This is a genomic window from Roseburia sp. AF12-17LB (genome assembly GCF_003479605.1).
Lineage (GTDB): Bacteria > Bacillota > Clostridia > Lachnospirales > Lachnospiraceae > Roseburia_C > Roseburia_C amylophila.
In genome coordinates this window covers 119,017-137,034 of the sequence record NZ_QUHR01000008.1, presented here as the reverse complement: position 1 = coordinate 137,034, position 18,018 = coordinate 119,017, and the positions used below count along the sequence as shown (strand labels likewise).

Below are 18,018 nucleotides of genomic sequence, written 5' to 3'. Positions count from 1 at the left end.
AAGCCTTGAAAATAGGGGAAAGTTAAGAGAGTTAATAGATAAATTCAAGTTTGTCAATTACAGGAGACATTGAAAGAGCCAGTCCATTCAAGGTGCTGGCTTTTTCAAAATTCAAATTTAATAAATTGCACGACAACTTAGAGTAAAAAAGAATACCCATTAGTAAGAAATGAATAGAAAATGAATAAAAGTGTGGGAAAGCGAATAAAAATGAGTTAGTATGCATCAGACACACTTTTGTAAAAAGGGAGAAATTCAATTGGAAATACTATTTGAAGAAGTAGAATATATAGATGAGGTGAGCACATATGGAACAGGAAACACAGGAGCAAACTAATAAGTTTAATAATAAAATCTATTATATTCTTCCAGAGTTTTCAGGTAAGAATGTTCCTATTATAGAAGTTGCTAAACTAATGGGAAAAGACCAGCAGTTTATTCGGCAGGGAATAATAAGGGGGATTTTGCCGATTGGAGTTGCATTTAAGAAAACAATCCCAAATGGTAGTTATGAAGGGAAAGAATCATCTCAATACGATTTTTAAGTTAGCCCAAAATTATTATGGGAATATATTGGAATAATTTATAAAGAATAATATAAAAGTAATACAGGAGAGGTTATTGTGTGCCACCACCAAAAGTTAGGTTTCAAATCTAACGATTGGTGGCTGTTTTTTGCTAAATATAACTACAGAGTATATACCACAATTATCTTTCTATTAACTCCTTGCACTTCCCCTTCATCTACGGTATAATCGTAAAGTCCGTGTGCAACCAATCGCATGCGGGGATAAGAATGAATATATTGTGTTATGGATAGAGTGAAGGAGCAGGAAATGAAGAAGAAAATATGGGCGGCAGCTTTGATTTGCATTGTCGTATTAGGAATGCTGGATGGATGCGGACCAAAGGAGAAAGATACAGACAAGGAAGCAGCAGGAAATACAGAAACAGAAGCAGTGGAAGGGCTCCATGCCACAGAGACGGAGACAGAGGCACAGGGAAATCTTAAGGAAGATACCTGGTATGTTTTATCCGGTATGTATCAGCACAAAATGGAAACCGAAGAGAATACCGCTGTGATAAAAAATGTCAATGTATACAATATGGCAGGAACCATGGATGGTGAGACCTTTGTGCAGGCATCTGATTTTACCAATCATTTAAATCAGGCGGAGTATGAGATAAGCTGGAATCGTACTGAGGCAGACGAAGAAGGAAATACAGTTTATACGGTTACTTTATCTGCAAAGATTCCGTGGAATGGCATACAGACGGATGCAGAAGCTTATATCGAATATGAAGACATCAGCCTCGTGGATGCAACTACCGGAATGGTGTTGCCGCAGCATGTAGCTGCAACAGACAGTTCCATGGCTATGATGGCAGAAGTGGCTTGTGCCGGCACAACATATCAGGTGGCAGCCACAGAAGATACAGAGACAACATTTGGTGACTGGATGGTAGAGGATGGCAGTGAGTATCCGATGGTGACTTACTATGAAATAAAAGAGACTTATAAAGTAACAGCACCGGCAGAATATAAGGGACTGCTGTTCGTATTACAGACACAGCGTACCGCAGAAGAATATGAAAATGGAATTGTAAAGGGTCTTGGAACAGATGAAGCACATACATATGATGGCACAATCAATGATGGAAGTGTGGCAATTGAGTTAGACCGGGATTATGAGTATATCAATGCAGAATAGAAACTGAGCAAAGTGGGCAAAGCTTACTTTGTATCAGCATGAAACAGAATCGTCGAAAGGTGGTTCTGTTTTTCCACGTTTAAAGGAGCATACAATGGATTATAGCAGATTAGAAAAAGGAATTATGGATTTCATACAGGAGGAGCAGGTAAAGCTTGGATACCGGAAAGAAAAAATCCGGTTATATTATCCTTTAAGTTCCTTAAAACATTTCTTAGGAGAAGAAGTGGGTGGAAAATCAACGGAAGAATTGGAAAAAGAATTTTATGAAGCAGCAGGAATACGGCTTGGCAGAGTAGAAATCAGCAGAAACAAGGACCGCTTTTGTTTTGTAGTGCCGGAAGAAGGTGCAGAATATGTGCATGAAAAAAGAAGTGGAAATTCTTTTATTAAAAAGCTGGTGGCTCTGCTGCAGACACATCCTTGCACCATAGAGGACATCCATAAGCTGTTCTTAGGAACCGGCGAGAAGATACATTTTGAGAAAATTGAGACAGAGGATTTTGACTATCTCATTTATTTTGAAAGCGGAGAGGATTCCTATTATTATTGCTTTAAGGACGAAGGCTGCCATATCATCTATCATCGTTTTATGCCGGAGGATTACCGGGATTTGTTTTCTGAAAGTGTAGAGTAAGAACTATTTTATGATAAAAGAAAAGAGGAAGAGAAGTTGCAAAAGAAAATAAACAGAGGAATCGTATATGTGGCAGGATTACTGTTACTTGCCATGGGAATTATATTAAATACCAAGACGGGACTTGGCGTATCTCCGATTATTTCGGTAGCATACAGTGTATCGGTAATCAGTGGAATGAATTTGGGCAATATGACGCTGATTTTATATAGCATTTTTGTATTGATAGAAATGATATTACATACCATCCGGCGCAAAAAAGGAGAATATGTAAAACGCCTGTTTTTGGATATTCTGCAGATACCACTTAGTATTGTATTTACCCGGTTTATGAACCTTTTTGCAAGATTCGTTCCTGAATATGCCAAAGACTGTGCAGGTACATTCTGGGGCAGCATTCCGGCACGTTTGATGCTTTTGATACTGGCAATCATATTGACAGGTGTAGGAGCCGCAATGTCTTTAAATATGCGTATCATACCAAATCCGGGAGATGGAATTGTACAGGCAATTGCAGACTTTACCGGAAAGTCGGTAGGGTTTACCAAAAACTGCTTTGATGTGTGTAACGTTACGATAACCTGTATCGCTGGACTTATTATAAAGGGAGAAATTATCGGGATTGGAGCCGGTACACTATTGTCAGTACTTGGAGTGGGAAGAGTAATTGCAGTATACAATCATTTCTTTGGAAAATATCGTTACGAATCCTAAGCTTGTCCTAGCCATTCGAAGGGAAAAATGGTAAAATAGAGCTAATGATGTAAGTTAAGAAAAGAAGAAAATTCACAGAAATAAAAGATAGTAAGAGGAAGAAGAATGGCAGCAAAGTTTTATGCAGTCCGAAAAGGAAAGAAACCGGGTATTTATATGAGCTGGGATATGTGTAAGCAGCAGACCGATGGTTTTCCGGGAGCAGAATTTAAAAGCTTTCCAACAAGGGAAGCGGCAGAAGAATATATCGGTCAGAAGCAGCAGACAGTAGAAAAAGAGCCGGAAAATTATGCCTTTGTGGATGGCTCTTATAATATTGCAACTAAGGTATACGGATATGGCGGCTTTCTGATGGCAGATGGGAAAAAAGAAGTGCTGCAGGGCTCAGGATCGGAAGAAGAAATGGTATCCATGCATAATGTGGCAGGAGAAGTATTAGGAAGCATGGCTGCCATTGAGAAGGCAGTGGAACTTGGACTGGCAGAGCTTACGATATATTATGACTATATGGGTATTGAAATGTGGGCAACAGGAGCATGGAAACGGAATAAGAAAGGGACCATTGCTTATTATGACTATATTCAGGGCATAAAGGATAAAATTACACTTCATTTTGTAAAAGTAAAAGGGCACTCAGGAGTAGAAGGAAATGAAGAAGCAGACCGGCTGGCAAAAGAGGCAGTCGGAATTGAGCTATAGTATCTGCAGAAGAGTGGATACGGGGATAAAACAGGAGGAAAGAAATGGTTTCATTAAAGGACGTAGCGAAGCGTTGTGGTGTCTCAACGGCAACAGTAAGTAAAGCGTTGAATGGACATAGCGATATTGGAGAGAAGACCAGGATACGGATTAAAGAAGCAGCACAGGAGATGGGGTATTTTCCGAATGCGGCAGCAAGGGCATTAAAGACGAACCGTTCTTATAACTTAGGAGTACTTTTTAAAGAGGAGGCCGGAAGAGGGCTTACCCATGAATATTTCTCTGGCATCTTAAATGGATTTAAAGAAAAGGCGGAAGAATTAGGCTATGATATCACTTTTATTAATAATGAGCATGTGAATCATAAGATGTCATATCTTGAACACTGCAAATACCGGAATTTTGACGGAGTTGGAATTGTGTGTGCCAGGTTTGATGAACCGGAGGTACAGGAACTTTTGCAGAGTAATATTCCGATTGTTACTGTGGATTATGTATATCACAACTGCACGGTTGTTTCTTCTAATAATGTAAAAGGGATGAATGAACTGGTACGTTATATTTATTCCAAGGGACACCGGAAAATTGCATACATTTATGGGGAAAAACATTCGGCTGTTACCAGAGATCGTCTGACCAGCTTTTTCCAGACAATGGAGAGCTTTAATCTGAATGTTCCGGATGACTACTTAAAGGAAGGAGAATATTTAGATACCAGGCTTGTGGCAAAGGCAACCAGGGAACTTTTAAATCTGCCTGACCCGCCGACCTGTATTCTCTACCCGGATGATACAGCATTAATTGGTGGGATTAATGTAATTGATGAAATGGGACTTAAAGTACCGGATGATATTTCTATTGCAGGTTTTGATGGAACAAAAGTATCCCAGATGATGAGTCCAAAGATTACGACTATACGGCAGAATACCAGAAAGATTGGGGAAGAGGCCGTAAAACGTCTGGTACAGAGAATCGAGCAGCCTAAGACAACGCTGGTGGAGCGTGTGATTATCAATGGGGAACTTTTGGTAGGAGAATCAGTAGGAGGAATCTGATATGGCACTGCAATTTGTGCTGGGCAGTGCTGGAAGCGGAAAGTCAGGCTATGTATTCCGCAAAACAGTCAAAGAAGCTCAGAAGAATTTAAAGAAAAATTATTATGTAGTAGTACCGGAACAGTTCACGATGCAGACGCAGCGTGAACTTGTTCGGTTACAGGAAAAAAACAGTATTATGAATATAGATGTGGTCAGCTTCCAGCGACTGGCATATCGTATTTTCGACGAATTAGGAAAGACGAATATGGCAGTTTTAGAGGAGACCGGGAAAAACCTTGTATTGCGTAAGGTTGCCGAAGAGCGGATGGATGATTTATGTGTCATGCAGGGAAATATGAAAAAGATGGGATATATCAGTGAAGTGAAGTCCCTGATATCAGAGCTGACACAGTATAATATCGATCCGGATACTTTGGAAACATTTATTGAAGAACAGAATATGCCACCGGCATTTTCCTATAAACTGCAGGATATCCTGACCATGTACCGGGGTTTTCGAAGTGCAATTTCCGGGATGTATATTACTGCTGAAGAAGTTTTAGAAGCCTTCTGTGATATGGCAGAGGAATCAAAGCTTTTACAGGATGCCGTGCTGGTTTTCGATGGATTTACCGGATTTACACCGATTCAGAATAACGTGCTGTACCGCCTGATGGGAATTGTATCAGATATATATGTGACAGTAACCATTGACCCGGCAGAGGATATTTATTCTTATCATGATATGCAGGAGCTGTTTGCCATGAGTAAGAAGACGGTAGCCAGCCTAATGAAAATGGCGGAAGAGAAGCATTTTGAAGTAACAGAGCCGGTGGTATTAAAGAATCCCAAAGCTGACCGGTTCCGGGAGGCACCGGTACTACGGTTCTTAGAGCAGAATCTGTTTCGTACCAGACATCATAGCTACGAAAAGAAGGATGAGAAAGAAATCAAAGAAGGCATAGAGATTTTATCCCTGCCAAATCCAAGAAGAGAACTGCAGTATGCAGCAGAAGAGATTGCAAGGCTGGTGCATACCGGAGCATACCGCTACCGGGATTTTGCCATTATTTCCGGTGCCATAGAAGAGTATGGAAGCTATGTGCCGCAGATTATGGAGGAGTTTGGCATTCCGTTTTTCTTAGATACAACGAAAAATATTTTACTGCATCCATTTTTGGAATTTGTCCGGTCTCTTTTGCAGGTAATCGAGGACAATTTTTCGGAGGAAGCAATGTTCCGTTATCTGCGCTGTGGATTATCCCAAATCAGTGAGGATGAGATTGACCTGTTGGAAAATTATGTACTGGCAGCAGGCATCCGTGGAAAGAAAAAATGGGAGGCAAGATTTATTTATACCACCCATGAGGTTGCGGAAGAAGATTTAGAAGCTTTAAATGAACTCCGGATCCGTGTAATGGAGCCATTTTCGGAATTGGCGGCTGTATTTCATAAAAAAGGTGCTACCGTACGGGAATGCACGACAGCACTCTATCAGTTTATTGTGTCCTTACAGATAGAGCAGCAGTTAAAATACCGGGAGAATCAGTATAAAGAGGCGAAGGACTTAGCCAAGGCAAAGGAATATGCACAGATTTATCGCATTGTAATGGATATTTTGGATAAGATGGCAACGCTTCTGGGTGATGAAGTCATGGACATATCCGAATATGCCAAGGTCTTAGAGGCTGGCTTTGAAGCTGCCAAAGTAGGCGTGATTCCGGGTGGCTATGACTGCGTGATGATTGGTGATATCGAAAGAACCCGTCTTGATGATATAAAAGTATTATTTATCGTGGGAGTCAATGATGGTATTGTGCCAAAATCCGATAATCGTGGCGGCATCATTTCCCAGCTGGAAAGAGAAGAACTTGCGAAAAATCATATGGAACTGGCTCCTACAGCAAGGGAACGTGTTTTTATCCAGCGTTTTTACCTTTATCTTGCAGTGACAAAGCCATCGAAAAAACTTTATCTTACCTATGCAAGGGTAGGCAGTGATGGAAGTGCAAAGCGCCCGTCCTATTTTATTCATATGATTGAGGGACTGTTCCCGGGGTTAAAAGCAGAGCTGATAACGGGAGAACAGGTTGATGAAACACTGGTAACACCGGAGAGCAGCATGGCATTTCTGTTAGAGGGACTGTATCAGGAAGATGCCGGGTGGAATGATGAGAAGGAAGTACTCTGGCAGGCTTTGCTGCACTGGTATGAAGAGGAACCGGCATATCGGGAGCAGGTAAAAGCTATTCTTGATGCAGCAGAGCTTAAATATCATGCAGAGCCAATCAGCCGAACTGTGGCAAAGGCTCTTTATGGAAATGAGTTAAAGAACAGTGTTACGCGGTTGGAACAGTATGCAGCCTGTGCCTGTGCCCATTTCCTGACTTATGGACTGCGTTTACAGGAACGGGAACTCTTTGAATTCCGTATGGCGGATATGGGAAATATCTATCATCAGGCATTGGAAAATTATAGCCGGTATCTGAAAGAATCATCCTATAGCTGGTTTGATATTACAGAAGAAGCACAAAAACAGCTTATGGAGCGGGCAATGGAAGAAGCAATTGCTTCCAGTGGAAATGCAGCCATGGCAGATACAGCGGCAAACCGTTATCAGGTAGCAAAGATGAAAAAGATTTTTGCACGGACCATCTGGGCACTGACCAGCCAGATTCGTCAGGGAAAATTTGAACCATCGCAGTTTGAGGTGGGATTTTCCTATGCGGATGATTTAAATGCAGTGAATTTTAAACTCAGTGAAGAAGAGCATATGCGGCTCCAGGGAAGAATTGACCGTATTGATACTTATGAAGACAAAGATAAGTTATATGTAAAGATTATTGATTATAAATCCGGTAATACCGGTTTTGAACTGCTATCTCTGTACCATGGCCTGAAGCTTCAGCTTGTGGTTTATATGAATGCAGCCATGGAATTATTTGCAAAGCAAAATCCGGCAAAAGAGATAGTGCCGGCAGGTATGTTCTACTATCATATTGATGATCCGATGGTGGAAGGAACCGGTAGTGAATCTGAAGAAGAGATTCGAAGAAAGATATTGGAAAATTTACGTCTGGATGGAGTGGTAAATACAGAGGATGATATTTACCGTGCCATGGATGTGGAACTTTCCGGTAAATCCAATGTCCTTCCGATTTCTGTAAATAAGGACGGAACGGTGCGAAAGAGCGATAAGGCTGTGGACAAGGAAGAATTTAGGCTGATTGCGGATTATGCCAGCTATCGGATTGCAGAAGCTGGAAATGCTATTTTAAAGGGAAATACAGAGGTGAATCCGTATCTATTAAAGAACCGGAGCAGCTGTGATTATTGTCCATATGCTGCGGTCTGTGGATTTGATAAAAAGATTCCGGGATATGAAGTAAGGCGGTTGGAAGAATTATCTTCCGAGGAAATCTATGAACGCATGAAGGAGGTTTTTTAAGAAATGGGAATGACATGGACAAAAGAACAGCAGCAGGTCATTGATTTAAGAAACCGTAATATCTTAGTGTCTGCGGCAGCAGGTTCCGGAAAGACAGCCGTACTGGTAGAGAGAATCAAAGAGCTGGTATTGGATAAGAAGCATCCGGTAGATATTGACCATCTTCTGGTGGTAACCTTCACCAATGCGGCGGCAGCCCAGATGAAAGAGCGTGTAGCAAAAGCCTTGGAAAAGGCATTGCAGGAGAATCCTTCCGATGTGAGATTACAGCAGCAGGCTGCACTGGTGCAGAATGCGCAGATTACTACCATAGACAGTTTCTGCCTTTATGTGCTTCGGAATCATTTTCATGAAATCGGTCTGGAGCCGAATTTCAGGATTGGAGATGAAGGCGAGTTAAAGCTTCTTCGGGAAGATGTAATGACCGGATTGTTTGAACAGTGTTATGAAGGAAAACATCCGGGTTTTTTGCATCTCATTTCCTGTTATGGAACCAGTAGAAGTGATGCACCGGTGCGGGATATGATTTTTAAACTTTATTCCTATGCACAGAGTTATCCATGGCCGAAGCAGTGGCTTCGGGAAGCGTTAAGCTGCTATGAGATAAAAACAGAGCAGGAATTAGAACAGGCGCCTTTTATTGAAATGACGGTAGAATATGGGAAGCAGATGGTAAAGGGCTATTTAGAGCAGGCAGAGCATTATCATGAACTTTGTCAGGATGCAGACGGTCCTTACATGTATGAGGACGCCTGTGAGCAGGATGCAAAGCTGATGGAAGAATTGCTTTCCTGCGATACTTATCAGGCTTTTTATGAAGAATTAGGAAAATGTAAATTTGCAACATTAGGAAGAGCAAAGGATTATATCGGAAGTCCGGAAAAGCAGGAGCAGGTAAAGACAGAACGTAAGAAGCTTAAGGATGGAATCGGAAAGTTAAAAAGTGACTGCTTTGCCCTTACTTTTCAGGAAATTTTAGAGCAGCTCACTCTGGTGCATCCATCAGCAGAAGCGTTAGCTGAAGTGACGGAGCGTTTTATCGATGCTTTCACAGAAAGAAAGCAGGATAAGAATCTGGTGGATTTCTCAGACCTTGAGCATTTTGCATTAGAGATATTGGTGGAGGAGGAGACCGGGAAACCAACGGAGACAGCAAAAGAATTTCAGAATGCCTATGAAGAAATTATGATTGATGAGTATCAGGACAGCAACTATGTGCAGGAGACGATTCTCCGGGCAATTTCAAGAGAGGCTGTGGGACAGAATAACCTCTTTATGGTAGGAGATGTAAAACAGAGTATTTACCGTTTTCGTCTGGCGAGACCGGAGCTTTTCATGGAAAAGTTTGATACTTATGAGACAACAGATGCACCCTGCCAGCGGATTGATCTGCATAAGAACTTCCGAAGCAGAGATACGGTGCTTACTTTTACCAATGATATTTTCTATCAGATTATGAAACGGAATCTTGGTGGTGTGGATTATACCGATGAGGCGGCATTGTATTGTGGTGCAGATTATCCGGCGGGCGAGAAAGAGGATGCTTTTGACAGTGAGATTCTTCTTACAACTACACAGGAACTGGAAGAGGGAACAAAACAGCGGATTTCAAAGCAGGAACTGGAAGCAAAATTAATTGCAGACCGGATTCGGAAGATGGTAGGCAAAGAAGAAGTGGTAGACGAAGAAACCGGAGAATTCCGGAAAGTCCGCTATGGCGATATTGTAATTTTACTGCGTAGTTTAAGTGAATGGGCGGACCTTTTTGCAGAGGTTTTAAATGCCAATGGAATTCCGGCACATACGGTTTCAAGAACCGGATATTTTTCCACATTAGAAATCAGGACGGTATTAAATTATCTTAGGATATTAGATAATCCAAGACAGGATATTCCACTGGCAGCAGTATTAAAATCCCCAATGGCAGGTCTTTCCGATGAGCAGCTTGCAAGACTCCGGTTACTGGCAGAGGACAAGCCGTATCATCAGTGCGTAAAGATGTTTTTGGAAGCGGAAGAAGAGCTGACAGAAAAAGAATCAACAGCGGATGAAGACATGCGGGCAAAATTAAAACGTTTTTCCGAAACATATAAAAAACTTCGTAGACAGACCATGGATATACCAATGCACGAACTGCTGCAGAAGGTATTGAAGGAAACGGGATATGCCAGATATGCATCGGCATTGCCGGCGGGCAGACAGAGACTTGCAAATCTTCATATGCTGTCAGAGAAAGCTATTGCATATGAGAAAACCAGTTATCGCGGACTTTATCATTTTATAAGATACATTGATGAGCTGCAGAAGTATGATGTGGACTTTGGGGAAGCAGAACTTGTGGGTGAAAATGAAGATGCAGTAAATATAATGAGTATACACAAGAGTAAGGGATTGGAATTTCCGGTCTGCTTTGTCAGTGGAATGGGCAAATCCTTTAATAAGCAGGACAGCCGCAGCAAGATGATACTGCATCCGAACCTTGGAGTTGGACTTGATATTATTGAGGAAGACCGGCGGATAAAAGTACCTGCATTTTTTAAGAAGGTAATTGCAAGGCAGACAGAATTAGAAAGCCTTGGCGAGGAGCTTCGTGTCTTATATGTGGCATTTACAAGAGCCAAAGAAAAATTAATTATAACCGGTTATATCAAGGATGAAGAAATGCTGCAGCAGATAAGAGAAATTTATTGCGGAAGTAACCGAAAAGCTCTTAATTTTAAGGAGCGGGCAGAAGCAAAGACCTTTCTGGAGTGGATTCTTCCATCGGCAGCCGCCAGCGGCAACTGGGATAAAGTTTCCTATGTGACACCATGGAGCATGTTAGAGGACGAGGCGGCTCATCAGATTACAGAGCATGTGTCATTGAGGCAGCGTGTGCAGCAGGCGAAGGAAGTTTCGGATACTCTGTATGAAAAGATAAAGGAACAGTTATCCTATCAGTATCCGCACCCGGATGCCATTCATCTGGTGACAAAATATTCTGTATCGGAATTAAAACACCGGGCAATGAGGGAGCTTGCAGCAAAGGAAGAAGAGGATGTTACACCGAAATTCTTAGAAGAAGTATCTACCCCATATGTCCCGGCATTTATGGAAGGAAAAGCAGAAGTAAATCAGGGAGCACTGCGTGGAACAGCCATGCATCGTCTGATGGAATGTTATGATTTTACGAAAATGCCGGATCGTTCCGATGAATTTGCAGAAAATATAAAAAAGCAGTTGACAGGACTGGTACAAATGGGTAAAGTATCTGAGGATATGCAAAAATTAATCCGTATACCATCCGTGGAATTATTCTTAAAATCGCAGCTTGCACCCCGTATGAAAGCAGCTGCAATGCGGGATGATTTGTTCCGCGAGAAGCCGTTTGTCATGGGAAATCATGAGATGGAAGAAGAGATGGTTTTAATCCAGGGAATCATAGATGTTTTCTGGGTGGAAGAAGATGGAATTGTACTGCTTGATTATAAGACAGACCGGGTAGATAGTGCCACAAGGCTGCGGGATATGTATAAAGAACAGCTGGATTTATATGCAGAAGCGTTAGAACGGATATTCCCGCTTCCGGTGAAGGAGAAGTATCTTTATTCCTTCCGGCTGAATCAGGCAATTGAAGTATAAGGTGTCATAAGTGATGGGAGGGAAAGTGTTAATAGGAAAAGTTTTTGCGTATGAAGAGCATTTGTTTTAGTTTCTTTGAAATACCAGCAGTTCTTAGGCGTATGTTTTCCTTGATGATAAACTGTCTTTCCGTCGCTTGGACTGACACGTCGCACTGTCCGTTGTCTGCGGATACCGCATACGCCTGTAAGGGGCACTAAGAATTTCGGCTAATATATGAACTTCGTCTGGCAACCGGCACAAATTCACATCCGTGTTCATCTGTGCCTCGCTGGTACATCCCTGTACCAGCGTTGCCTGGTTGCAGACGAAATTCTAAGTGCCCCTAACAAGCCTATTCATGTATCCGCAGGCAGCGAACCGTGCAATGTGTCTGTCAAACATTGGAAAGACTGTATTTATAGAAAAAAGGAAAACATATGCCTTAGAACTTCGGCATTTCAAAGGTTAAAGCAAATGCCTTTAGACGTAAAAACTTTTCTATTAACCGTTTCATCCACTCACTTATAATATACCGGAACACAAGGAGAAAAAACGTGAAAATAATTTTAGCATCAGCTTCCCCACGAAGAAAAGAACTCTTAGAGCAGCTTGGACTTACCTTTCTGGTATTTCCGGCACAGGGAGAAGAAAAGCAGGTGGGAGATACGCCTTCTGAGATTGTCATGAATCTGGCGAAGCAGAAAGCGGGAGAAATTTATGAAAAGATGATAGAAGCCAAAGTAGGAGAACAGGACAGTCTGGTAATCGGAGCAGATACCGTCGTGGTAAAGGATGGCAAAGTGCTGGGTAAACCGAAGAACCGGGAGGATGCATTTACAATGTTAAAAGGACTTTCCGGAAGTATCCATGAAGTTTATACCGGAGTTTCGCTCTGGATGCGGGAGGATGGAAAGAAAGTGCAATACAGTTTTTATGAATGTACGAAAGTAACCATGTATCCGGTTACAGATGAGGAACTGAACCGTTATATAGATACCGGGGAACCGATGGATAAAGCAGGTGCATATGGAATTCAGGGAAAAGCAGCTGCATTTATCGAAAAAATTGAAGGTGATTACAACAATGTAGTAGGTCTGCCGATTGCCCGGATTTATCAGGAATTAAAACAATTAGGTATTGATGTGTATAAATTTTCTTAAAACAGGAGGAAAGAATAAATGGAATACGATGAGGTATGTCTGAATTACTTTTTGGAGCATCAGTCACAGTTATTTGATGAAAATGTGGCAGACAGTTTAGAAGAGGCAGAAGCGTTTTTAGAGGACTGTATGGCGGTTATCTGTGACAGCATCAAAGAAGTAAAACAGTTCTTAGACGAAAGCGGTGCGGATGTATCCGGAATGAGTAATCATGAAATTGAAGAAGCAGAAGAAGTATTTTCACTGCCAGATGGCAGATATCTGGTGGTAGAAGCGTAAACGAAAGGGGTATTAAATATGAGCAATAACTATGATGTAATCATTATCGGTGCAGGTCCGTCCGGAATTTTCTGTGCCTATGAATTAAAGGAAAAGAGACCGGATTTAAAGGTTCTCATGATAGAAAAGGGAAGAAGCATTGAGAAACGCCAGTGCCCGAAGCGTAAGACAAAGGTCTGCGTAGGATGTCAGCCGTGTTCGATTACAACAGGATTTGCCGGAGCGGGAGCATTCTCAGATGGTAAATTATCATTATCACCGGATGTAGGTGGCAATCTGCCGGAAATCTTAGGATATGAAGAAGCATTATCCTTAATTAAAGAATCGGATGATATTTATCTGAAATTCGGTGCAGACACTAATGTCTATGGTGTGGATAAGGAAAAAGAAATCCGTGAGATTCGTAGAAAAGCAATCAATGCCAATTTAAAATTAATCGAGTGTCCGATTCGACACCTTGGAACAGAAGAAGGATATAAGATTTATGCCCGTCTGCAGAAACATTTATTAGACCTTGGTGTGGAGATTCTCTTTAATACCATGGTAGCGGATATTCTGGTAGAAAACAATGCCGTAACCGGTGCTGTAACAGAAAAGGGAGATACATATTATGCGAAAGAAATCATTTCCGCAGTAGGACGTGAAGGCGCAGACTGGTTCTCACATATCTGTAAGGAAAAAGAGATTGAAACAAAGGTAGGTACGGTTGATATCGGTGTCCGTGTGGAAGTGCGTGATGAGGTTATGGATTTCTTAAATACAAACCTTTATGAAGCAAAACTGGTTTATCATACACCAACCTTTGACGATAAAGTGCGTACTTTCTGCACAAACCCATCCGGTGAAGTAGCAACCGAATATTATGATGACGGACTTGCGGTTGTAAATGGACATGCTTACAAGTCGAAAGATATGAAAACAAATAATACCAACTTTGCATTGCTGGTATCCAAGAACTTTACCAAGCCATTTAAGACTCCGATTGAGTATGGTAAGCAGATTGCACAGCTTTCCAACATGCTTTGTGATGGCAAAATTTTAGTACAGACATTTGGTGACTTTAAGCGGGGCAGAAGAACTACAGAGGAACGCCTGGCGAGAAACAATCTGATTCCAACCTTAAAGGATGCAGTGCCGGGAGATTTATCACTGGTATTTCCACATCGTATTATGGTAGATATCGAAGAAATGTTAGAGGCACTGGATAAGGTTACACCTGGTATTGCCAGTGATGAAACATTACTTTATGGTGTAGAAGTAAAATTCTATTCCAATAAAGTTGTTGTCAACAAAGATTTTGAAACCAGCATTAAAGGTCTGCGCGCCATTGGTGATGGTGCAAGTGTAACCAGAGGATTACAGCAGGCATCTGCAAACGGAATCAGCGTGGCAAGAAGTATATTAAAGAGTCTTGAAGCATAAAAGCATACCAAAGAATTGGTTTTCGAATAAGAAAAGGAAGAAAATTCATGGGACGAAAGAGTAAAATTGCCGCAGTGGTCTTAAGCATTTCCGTATTGCTTGGTGGATGCAGTCTTGGAAAAACTGACATTGTATTTACAACAGGATTATCTGCTAATGAAGTTTTTAAGATAGAGCATGAAAAGGTATCTTTGGCAGAAGCCAAGGTATATCTTTGTAACTACCAGAATCTATATGGAAATGTCTATGGAATCGATTTGTGGGAACAGCAGTATCAGACCGATGATTTAGAGCAGTATGTGAAGGACGTTACATTATCGGAAATGACCCGGGTAATCTGCATGGACCAGCTGGCAGAGCAGAAGGAAATTACTTTAAGTAAAGAGGAAAAGACCAATCTGAAGCTAGCTGCAAAAGAATATTATGAGTCATTGAATGAAGAGGAAAAAAGTTATATGGATGTCAGTGAGGCAACCATAGAGAAACTCTATGAGAATTATGCACTGGCAAGCAAGGTGTATACATCTTTAACAACCGGTGTCAATGAGGAAGTCAGTGATGATGAAGCAAGGGTCATGGAAGCACAGCAGATTTATGTAAAGGATCAGAACCGTGCAGGAGAGGTGGCATCCAGACTGGCAAATGGAGAGGATTTCCGGACAGTAGCAGCAGATTATAATGAGGCTGCCCAGATTGATATTACCTTTGGAAGAGATGAGATGCCAAAGGAAGTAGAGGATATTGCATTTAACTTAAATGATGATGAAATATCAGGAAGCATTGCGACAGAGGATGGTTATTATTTTATCAAGTGCATCAATAAATTCAATCAGGAGCTGACGGATGCAAATAAGGATAAGATTGTTAAAAAGCGTGAGAAAGAAGCGTTTAATGACGAATATGATGCTTTTGTGGCAGACTTATCTTCGAGCCTCAATGAAAAAGCCTGGGATGAACTGGAACTTAAAACAGACGGAACCATAACCACCAACAGTTTTTTTGAAGTGCTGGATAAATATTACCAGTTAGAAGAGTAGAACAATAGTAGAACAATAGTAGAAAAAATCTACAGAATCTGCCGCTGGCAACTATAAAAGGGAATCTGATGAAAATCAGATTCCCTTTTGGGTAGTTCTTCTTGAACTTTTATTTTGCCAACAGCATCATGATATCGTTGCTACGCTGGATGAATTTTGTCATAGCATCTACGGATAATGGCTGGTTGCTTAAAACAGCTAAATCGTAAAGCTGCTGACAGAACATTGGTACATGCTCGGAATCTTTGTGATTTAAGATGTACTGGACCAGAGGATGACTGGTATTTAAGGTCAGTGTCTGGTCTGCCGCAAACATGGAAGTATCCATACCGCCCATGCCATTCATGGCATACATTTTCATCATATCCTGCATACGTCTGCCTTCCTCGGAGAGAGTAATAACAGAAGCAATGTCGGGATTTTTCAGTTTGGCAGCTTTAATCGTAAGCTTATCATTCTTTAAAGTATCCTTGAATACTTTGGACAGTGTTTCTTCAGTCTCTTTAGTCTCTTCAGCATTTTCTTCTTTCAGGGAATCGGTAAGGTCTGCATCGATTCGCATGAATTTGAATTTCTCATTACGCTGCTCTAACTGGCTGATGAAGGAGGTATCGATATTGTGATTTAAGATAACTGCATCCATGCCCTGTTCCTTGAACATCTTGATATACTGTCCCTGCTGAACCGGATCGGTAACATAGTAAATCGGTTTTCTTTCATCCTTTTCTTCTGAGTCAGAAGCAGTATCAGCGGTCTTATCAGCATCAGACACATTGTCTGAAGCGGTATCTTCAGCCTTTGTATCTTCGGTATTTCCTTCCGTATTTTTTTCTGCTTTTTCGTCTTCTTTCAGAAGCTCCGGAAGAGTAAGGTACTTATCGTCTAAGTTCTTAAAGAGAATGTAATCATTCATCTTGTCACAGAACTTGGTATCTTTTAAGCAGCCGAATTTGATAAATGGGCTGATGTCATCCCAGTATTTTTCGTAGCTTTCTTTTTCGGTCTTGCACATACCGATTAATTTATCTGCAACTTTTTTGCTGATGTAATCGGAAATCTTCTTTACAAAGCCATCGTTCTGCAGAGCACTACGGGAAACATTAAGCGGAAGGTCAGGACAGTCAATCACGCCCTTTAAGAGCATTAAGAATTCCGGAATCACTTCCTTAATATTATCTGCGATAAATACCTGATTATTATATAATTTAATAGTTCCTTCGATGGAATCGTATTCCGTATTAATCTTCGGGAAGTACAGAATACCTTTTAAGTTAAATGGATAGTCCATATTCAGGTGAATCCAGAATAAAGGCTCTTTATAATCCATAAATACTTTACGGTAGAAAGCTTTGTATTCTTCATCGGTACATTCGCTCGGAGTCTTAGTCCACAGTGGGTTCGTATCATTCAATGGAACCGGACGTTTTAAAATCTTAAGCTTTTCGGTTCTTGGAGATACTTCTACGACTTCTTTTTCGCCATTTTCATTTTCTTTTTCTTCAGTTTTTGCTTCTTCCACGATTGTTTCAATGACAGTATCGGTATCTAATTTATCTTCCGGTTGGATAGTCTCATACTGTGGCTCGGCATTTGCCTTGGTCAGATAGATTGGTACCGGCATGAAAGAGCAGTACTTCTCAATGACTTCTCTTGCACGATATTCGTTGGCAAATTCCAAAGCATCTTCGTTTAAGAAAAGAGTAATTTTGGTGCCGACTTCGGTACGGTCACTGTCTTTCATATCAAATTCTGTGCCGCCATCGCATTCCCAGTGAACAGCAGTAGCACCATCTTTATAAGAAAGGGTATCAATGTGAACCTCATCTGCAACCATGAAAGCGGAATAGAAGCCCAGTCCGAAATGACCGATAATCTGGTCTTCATTGGCTTTATCTTTGTATTTCTCCAGAAAATCAGTAGCACCGGAGAAGGCAATCTGGTTGATATATTCTTCTACCTCATCAGCGGTCATTCCAAGACCGTTATCAATGAAGGTAAGGGTTTTATCGTCCGGGTTGACAATAACGTGGATTTCAGGCTTATAATCGGCTGGAAGGGTATATTCTCCCATCATTTCCAGCTTCTTTAATTTGGTAATGGCATCACAGCCATTGGAAATCAGTTCACGATAGAAAATATCATGATCGGAATACATCCATTTCTTTATAATCGGAAAAATGTTATCGCTGCTAATTGATAAATTTCCATGTTTATTACTCATTTAAAACACTCCTTTTCTTTCTCTATATAATTTCTTGTTTTATTTTGTA

Annotated in this window: 13 protein-coding genes; 12 read left to right on the top strand and 1 reads right to left on the bottom strand. The window is 41.1% G+C overall.

Going from position 1 to position 18,018, the window contains the following annotated elements:
* Window positions 1-308 precede the first annotated feature (308 nt).
* From DWV68_RS10795 to DWV68_RS10740, 12 genes are all read left to right on the top strand, one after another.
* A complete protein-coding gene (locus tag DWV68_RS10795; protein WP_117699318.1) occupies window positions 309-545 on the top strand; it encodes a hypothetical protein in 237 nt (78 codons plus the stop codon).
* Window positions 546-836: 291 nt separating this feature from the next.
* Complete coding sequence (locus DWV68_RS10790; RefSeq protein WP_117699317.1) at window positions 837-1,712, top strand: hypothetical protein; 876 nt, start codon at window positions 837-839, stop codon at window positions 1,710-1,712.
* A gap of 94 nt (window positions 1,713-1,806) precedes the next feature.
* On the top strand, window positions 1,807-2,349 hold the full coding sequence (locus tag DWV68_RS10785; RefSeq protein WP_118056809.1) for a DUF3877 family protein: 543 nt from the start codon (window positions 1,807-1,809) through the stop codon (window positions 2,347-2,349).
* A 36-nt stretch (window positions 2,350-2,385) separates the two neighbouring features.
* A complete protein-coding gene (locus tag DWV68_RS10780) occupies window positions 2,386-3,063 on the top strand; it encodes a DUF6198 family protein (RefSeq protein ID WP_279222411.1) in 678 nt (225 codons plus the stop codon).
* Window positions 3,064-3,168: 105 nt separating this feature from the next.
* Entirely contained in the window at window positions 3,169-3,762 is a 594-nt protein-coding gene (locus DWV68_RS10775; RefSeq protein WP_118082910.1) for a ribonuclease H1 domain-containing protein, read from the top strand.
* Between the two features lie 44 nt (window positions 3,763-3,806).
* Window positions 3,807-4,817, top strand: coding sequence for a LacI family DNA-binding transcriptional regulator (locus DWV68_RS10770; protein WP_117947624.1), 1,011 nt, complete (start codon window positions 3,807-3,809; stop codon window positions 4,815-4,817).
* A 1-nt stretch (window position 4,818) separates the two neighbouring features.
* The gene (addB, locus tag DWV68_RS10765) at window positions 4,819-8,247 is read left to right on the top strand and encodes a helicase-exonuclease AddAB subunit AddB (RefSeq protein WP_118056807.1); all 3,429 of its coding nucleotides are present in this window, start codon (window positions 4,819-4,821) and stop codon (window positions 8,245-8,247) included.
* 3 nt (window positions 8,248-8,250) lie between these two features.
* Window positions 8,251-11,868 (top strand): helicase-exonuclease AddAB subunit AddA, encoded by a 3,618-nt coding sequence (gene addA / locus DWV68_RS10760; RefSeq protein ID WP_118665757.1) that lies wholly within the window; start codon window positions 8,251-8,253, stop codon window positions 11,866-11,868.
* Between the two features lie 536 nt (window positions 11,869-12,404).
* Window positions 12,405-13,010 carry a Maf family protein gene (locus DWV68_RS10755; RefSeq protein ID WP_117840922.1) on the top strand — a complete coding sequence of 202 codons (606 nt, stop codon included), beginning with the start codon at window positions 12,405-12,407 and terminating at the stop codon, window positions 13,008-13,010.
* A gap of 18 nt (window positions 13,011-13,028) precedes the next feature.
* Window positions 13,029-13,289, top strand: a complete 261-nt coding sequence (locus DWV68_RS10750) for a hypothetical protein (RefSeq protein ID WP_022243115.1) — start codon at window positions 13,029-13,031, stop codon at window positions 13,287-13,289.
* Between the two features lie 18 nt (window positions 13,290-13,307).
* Window positions 13,308-14,711: an NAD(P)/FAD-dependent oxidoreductase gene (locus DWV68_RS10745; RefSeq protein ID WP_118542152.1), complete on the top strand. Its 1,404-nt coding sequence runs from the start codon at window positions 13,308-13,310 to the stop codon at window positions 14,709-14,711.
* 47 nt (window positions 14,712-14,758) lie between these two features.
* Window positions 14,759-15,748 (top strand): peptidylprolyl isomerase, encoded by a 990-nt coding sequence (locus tag DWV68_RS10740; RefSeq protein ID WP_118665755.1) that lies wholly within the window; start codon window positions 14,759-14,761, stop codon window positions 15,746-15,748.
* A 109-nt stretch (window positions 15,749-15,857) separates the two neighbouring features.
* On the opposite strand, the gene htpG is transcribed toward DWV68_RS10740, so the two are convergent.
* Window positions 15,858-17,969 carry a molecular chaperone HtpG gene (gene htpG, locus DWV68_RS10735; protein WP_118056802.1) on the bottom strand — a complete coding sequence of 704 codons (2,112 nt, stop codon included), beginning with the start codon at window positions 17,967-17,969 and terminating at the stop codon, window positions 15,858-15,860.
* Window positions 17,970-18,018: the final 49 nt, after the last annotated feature.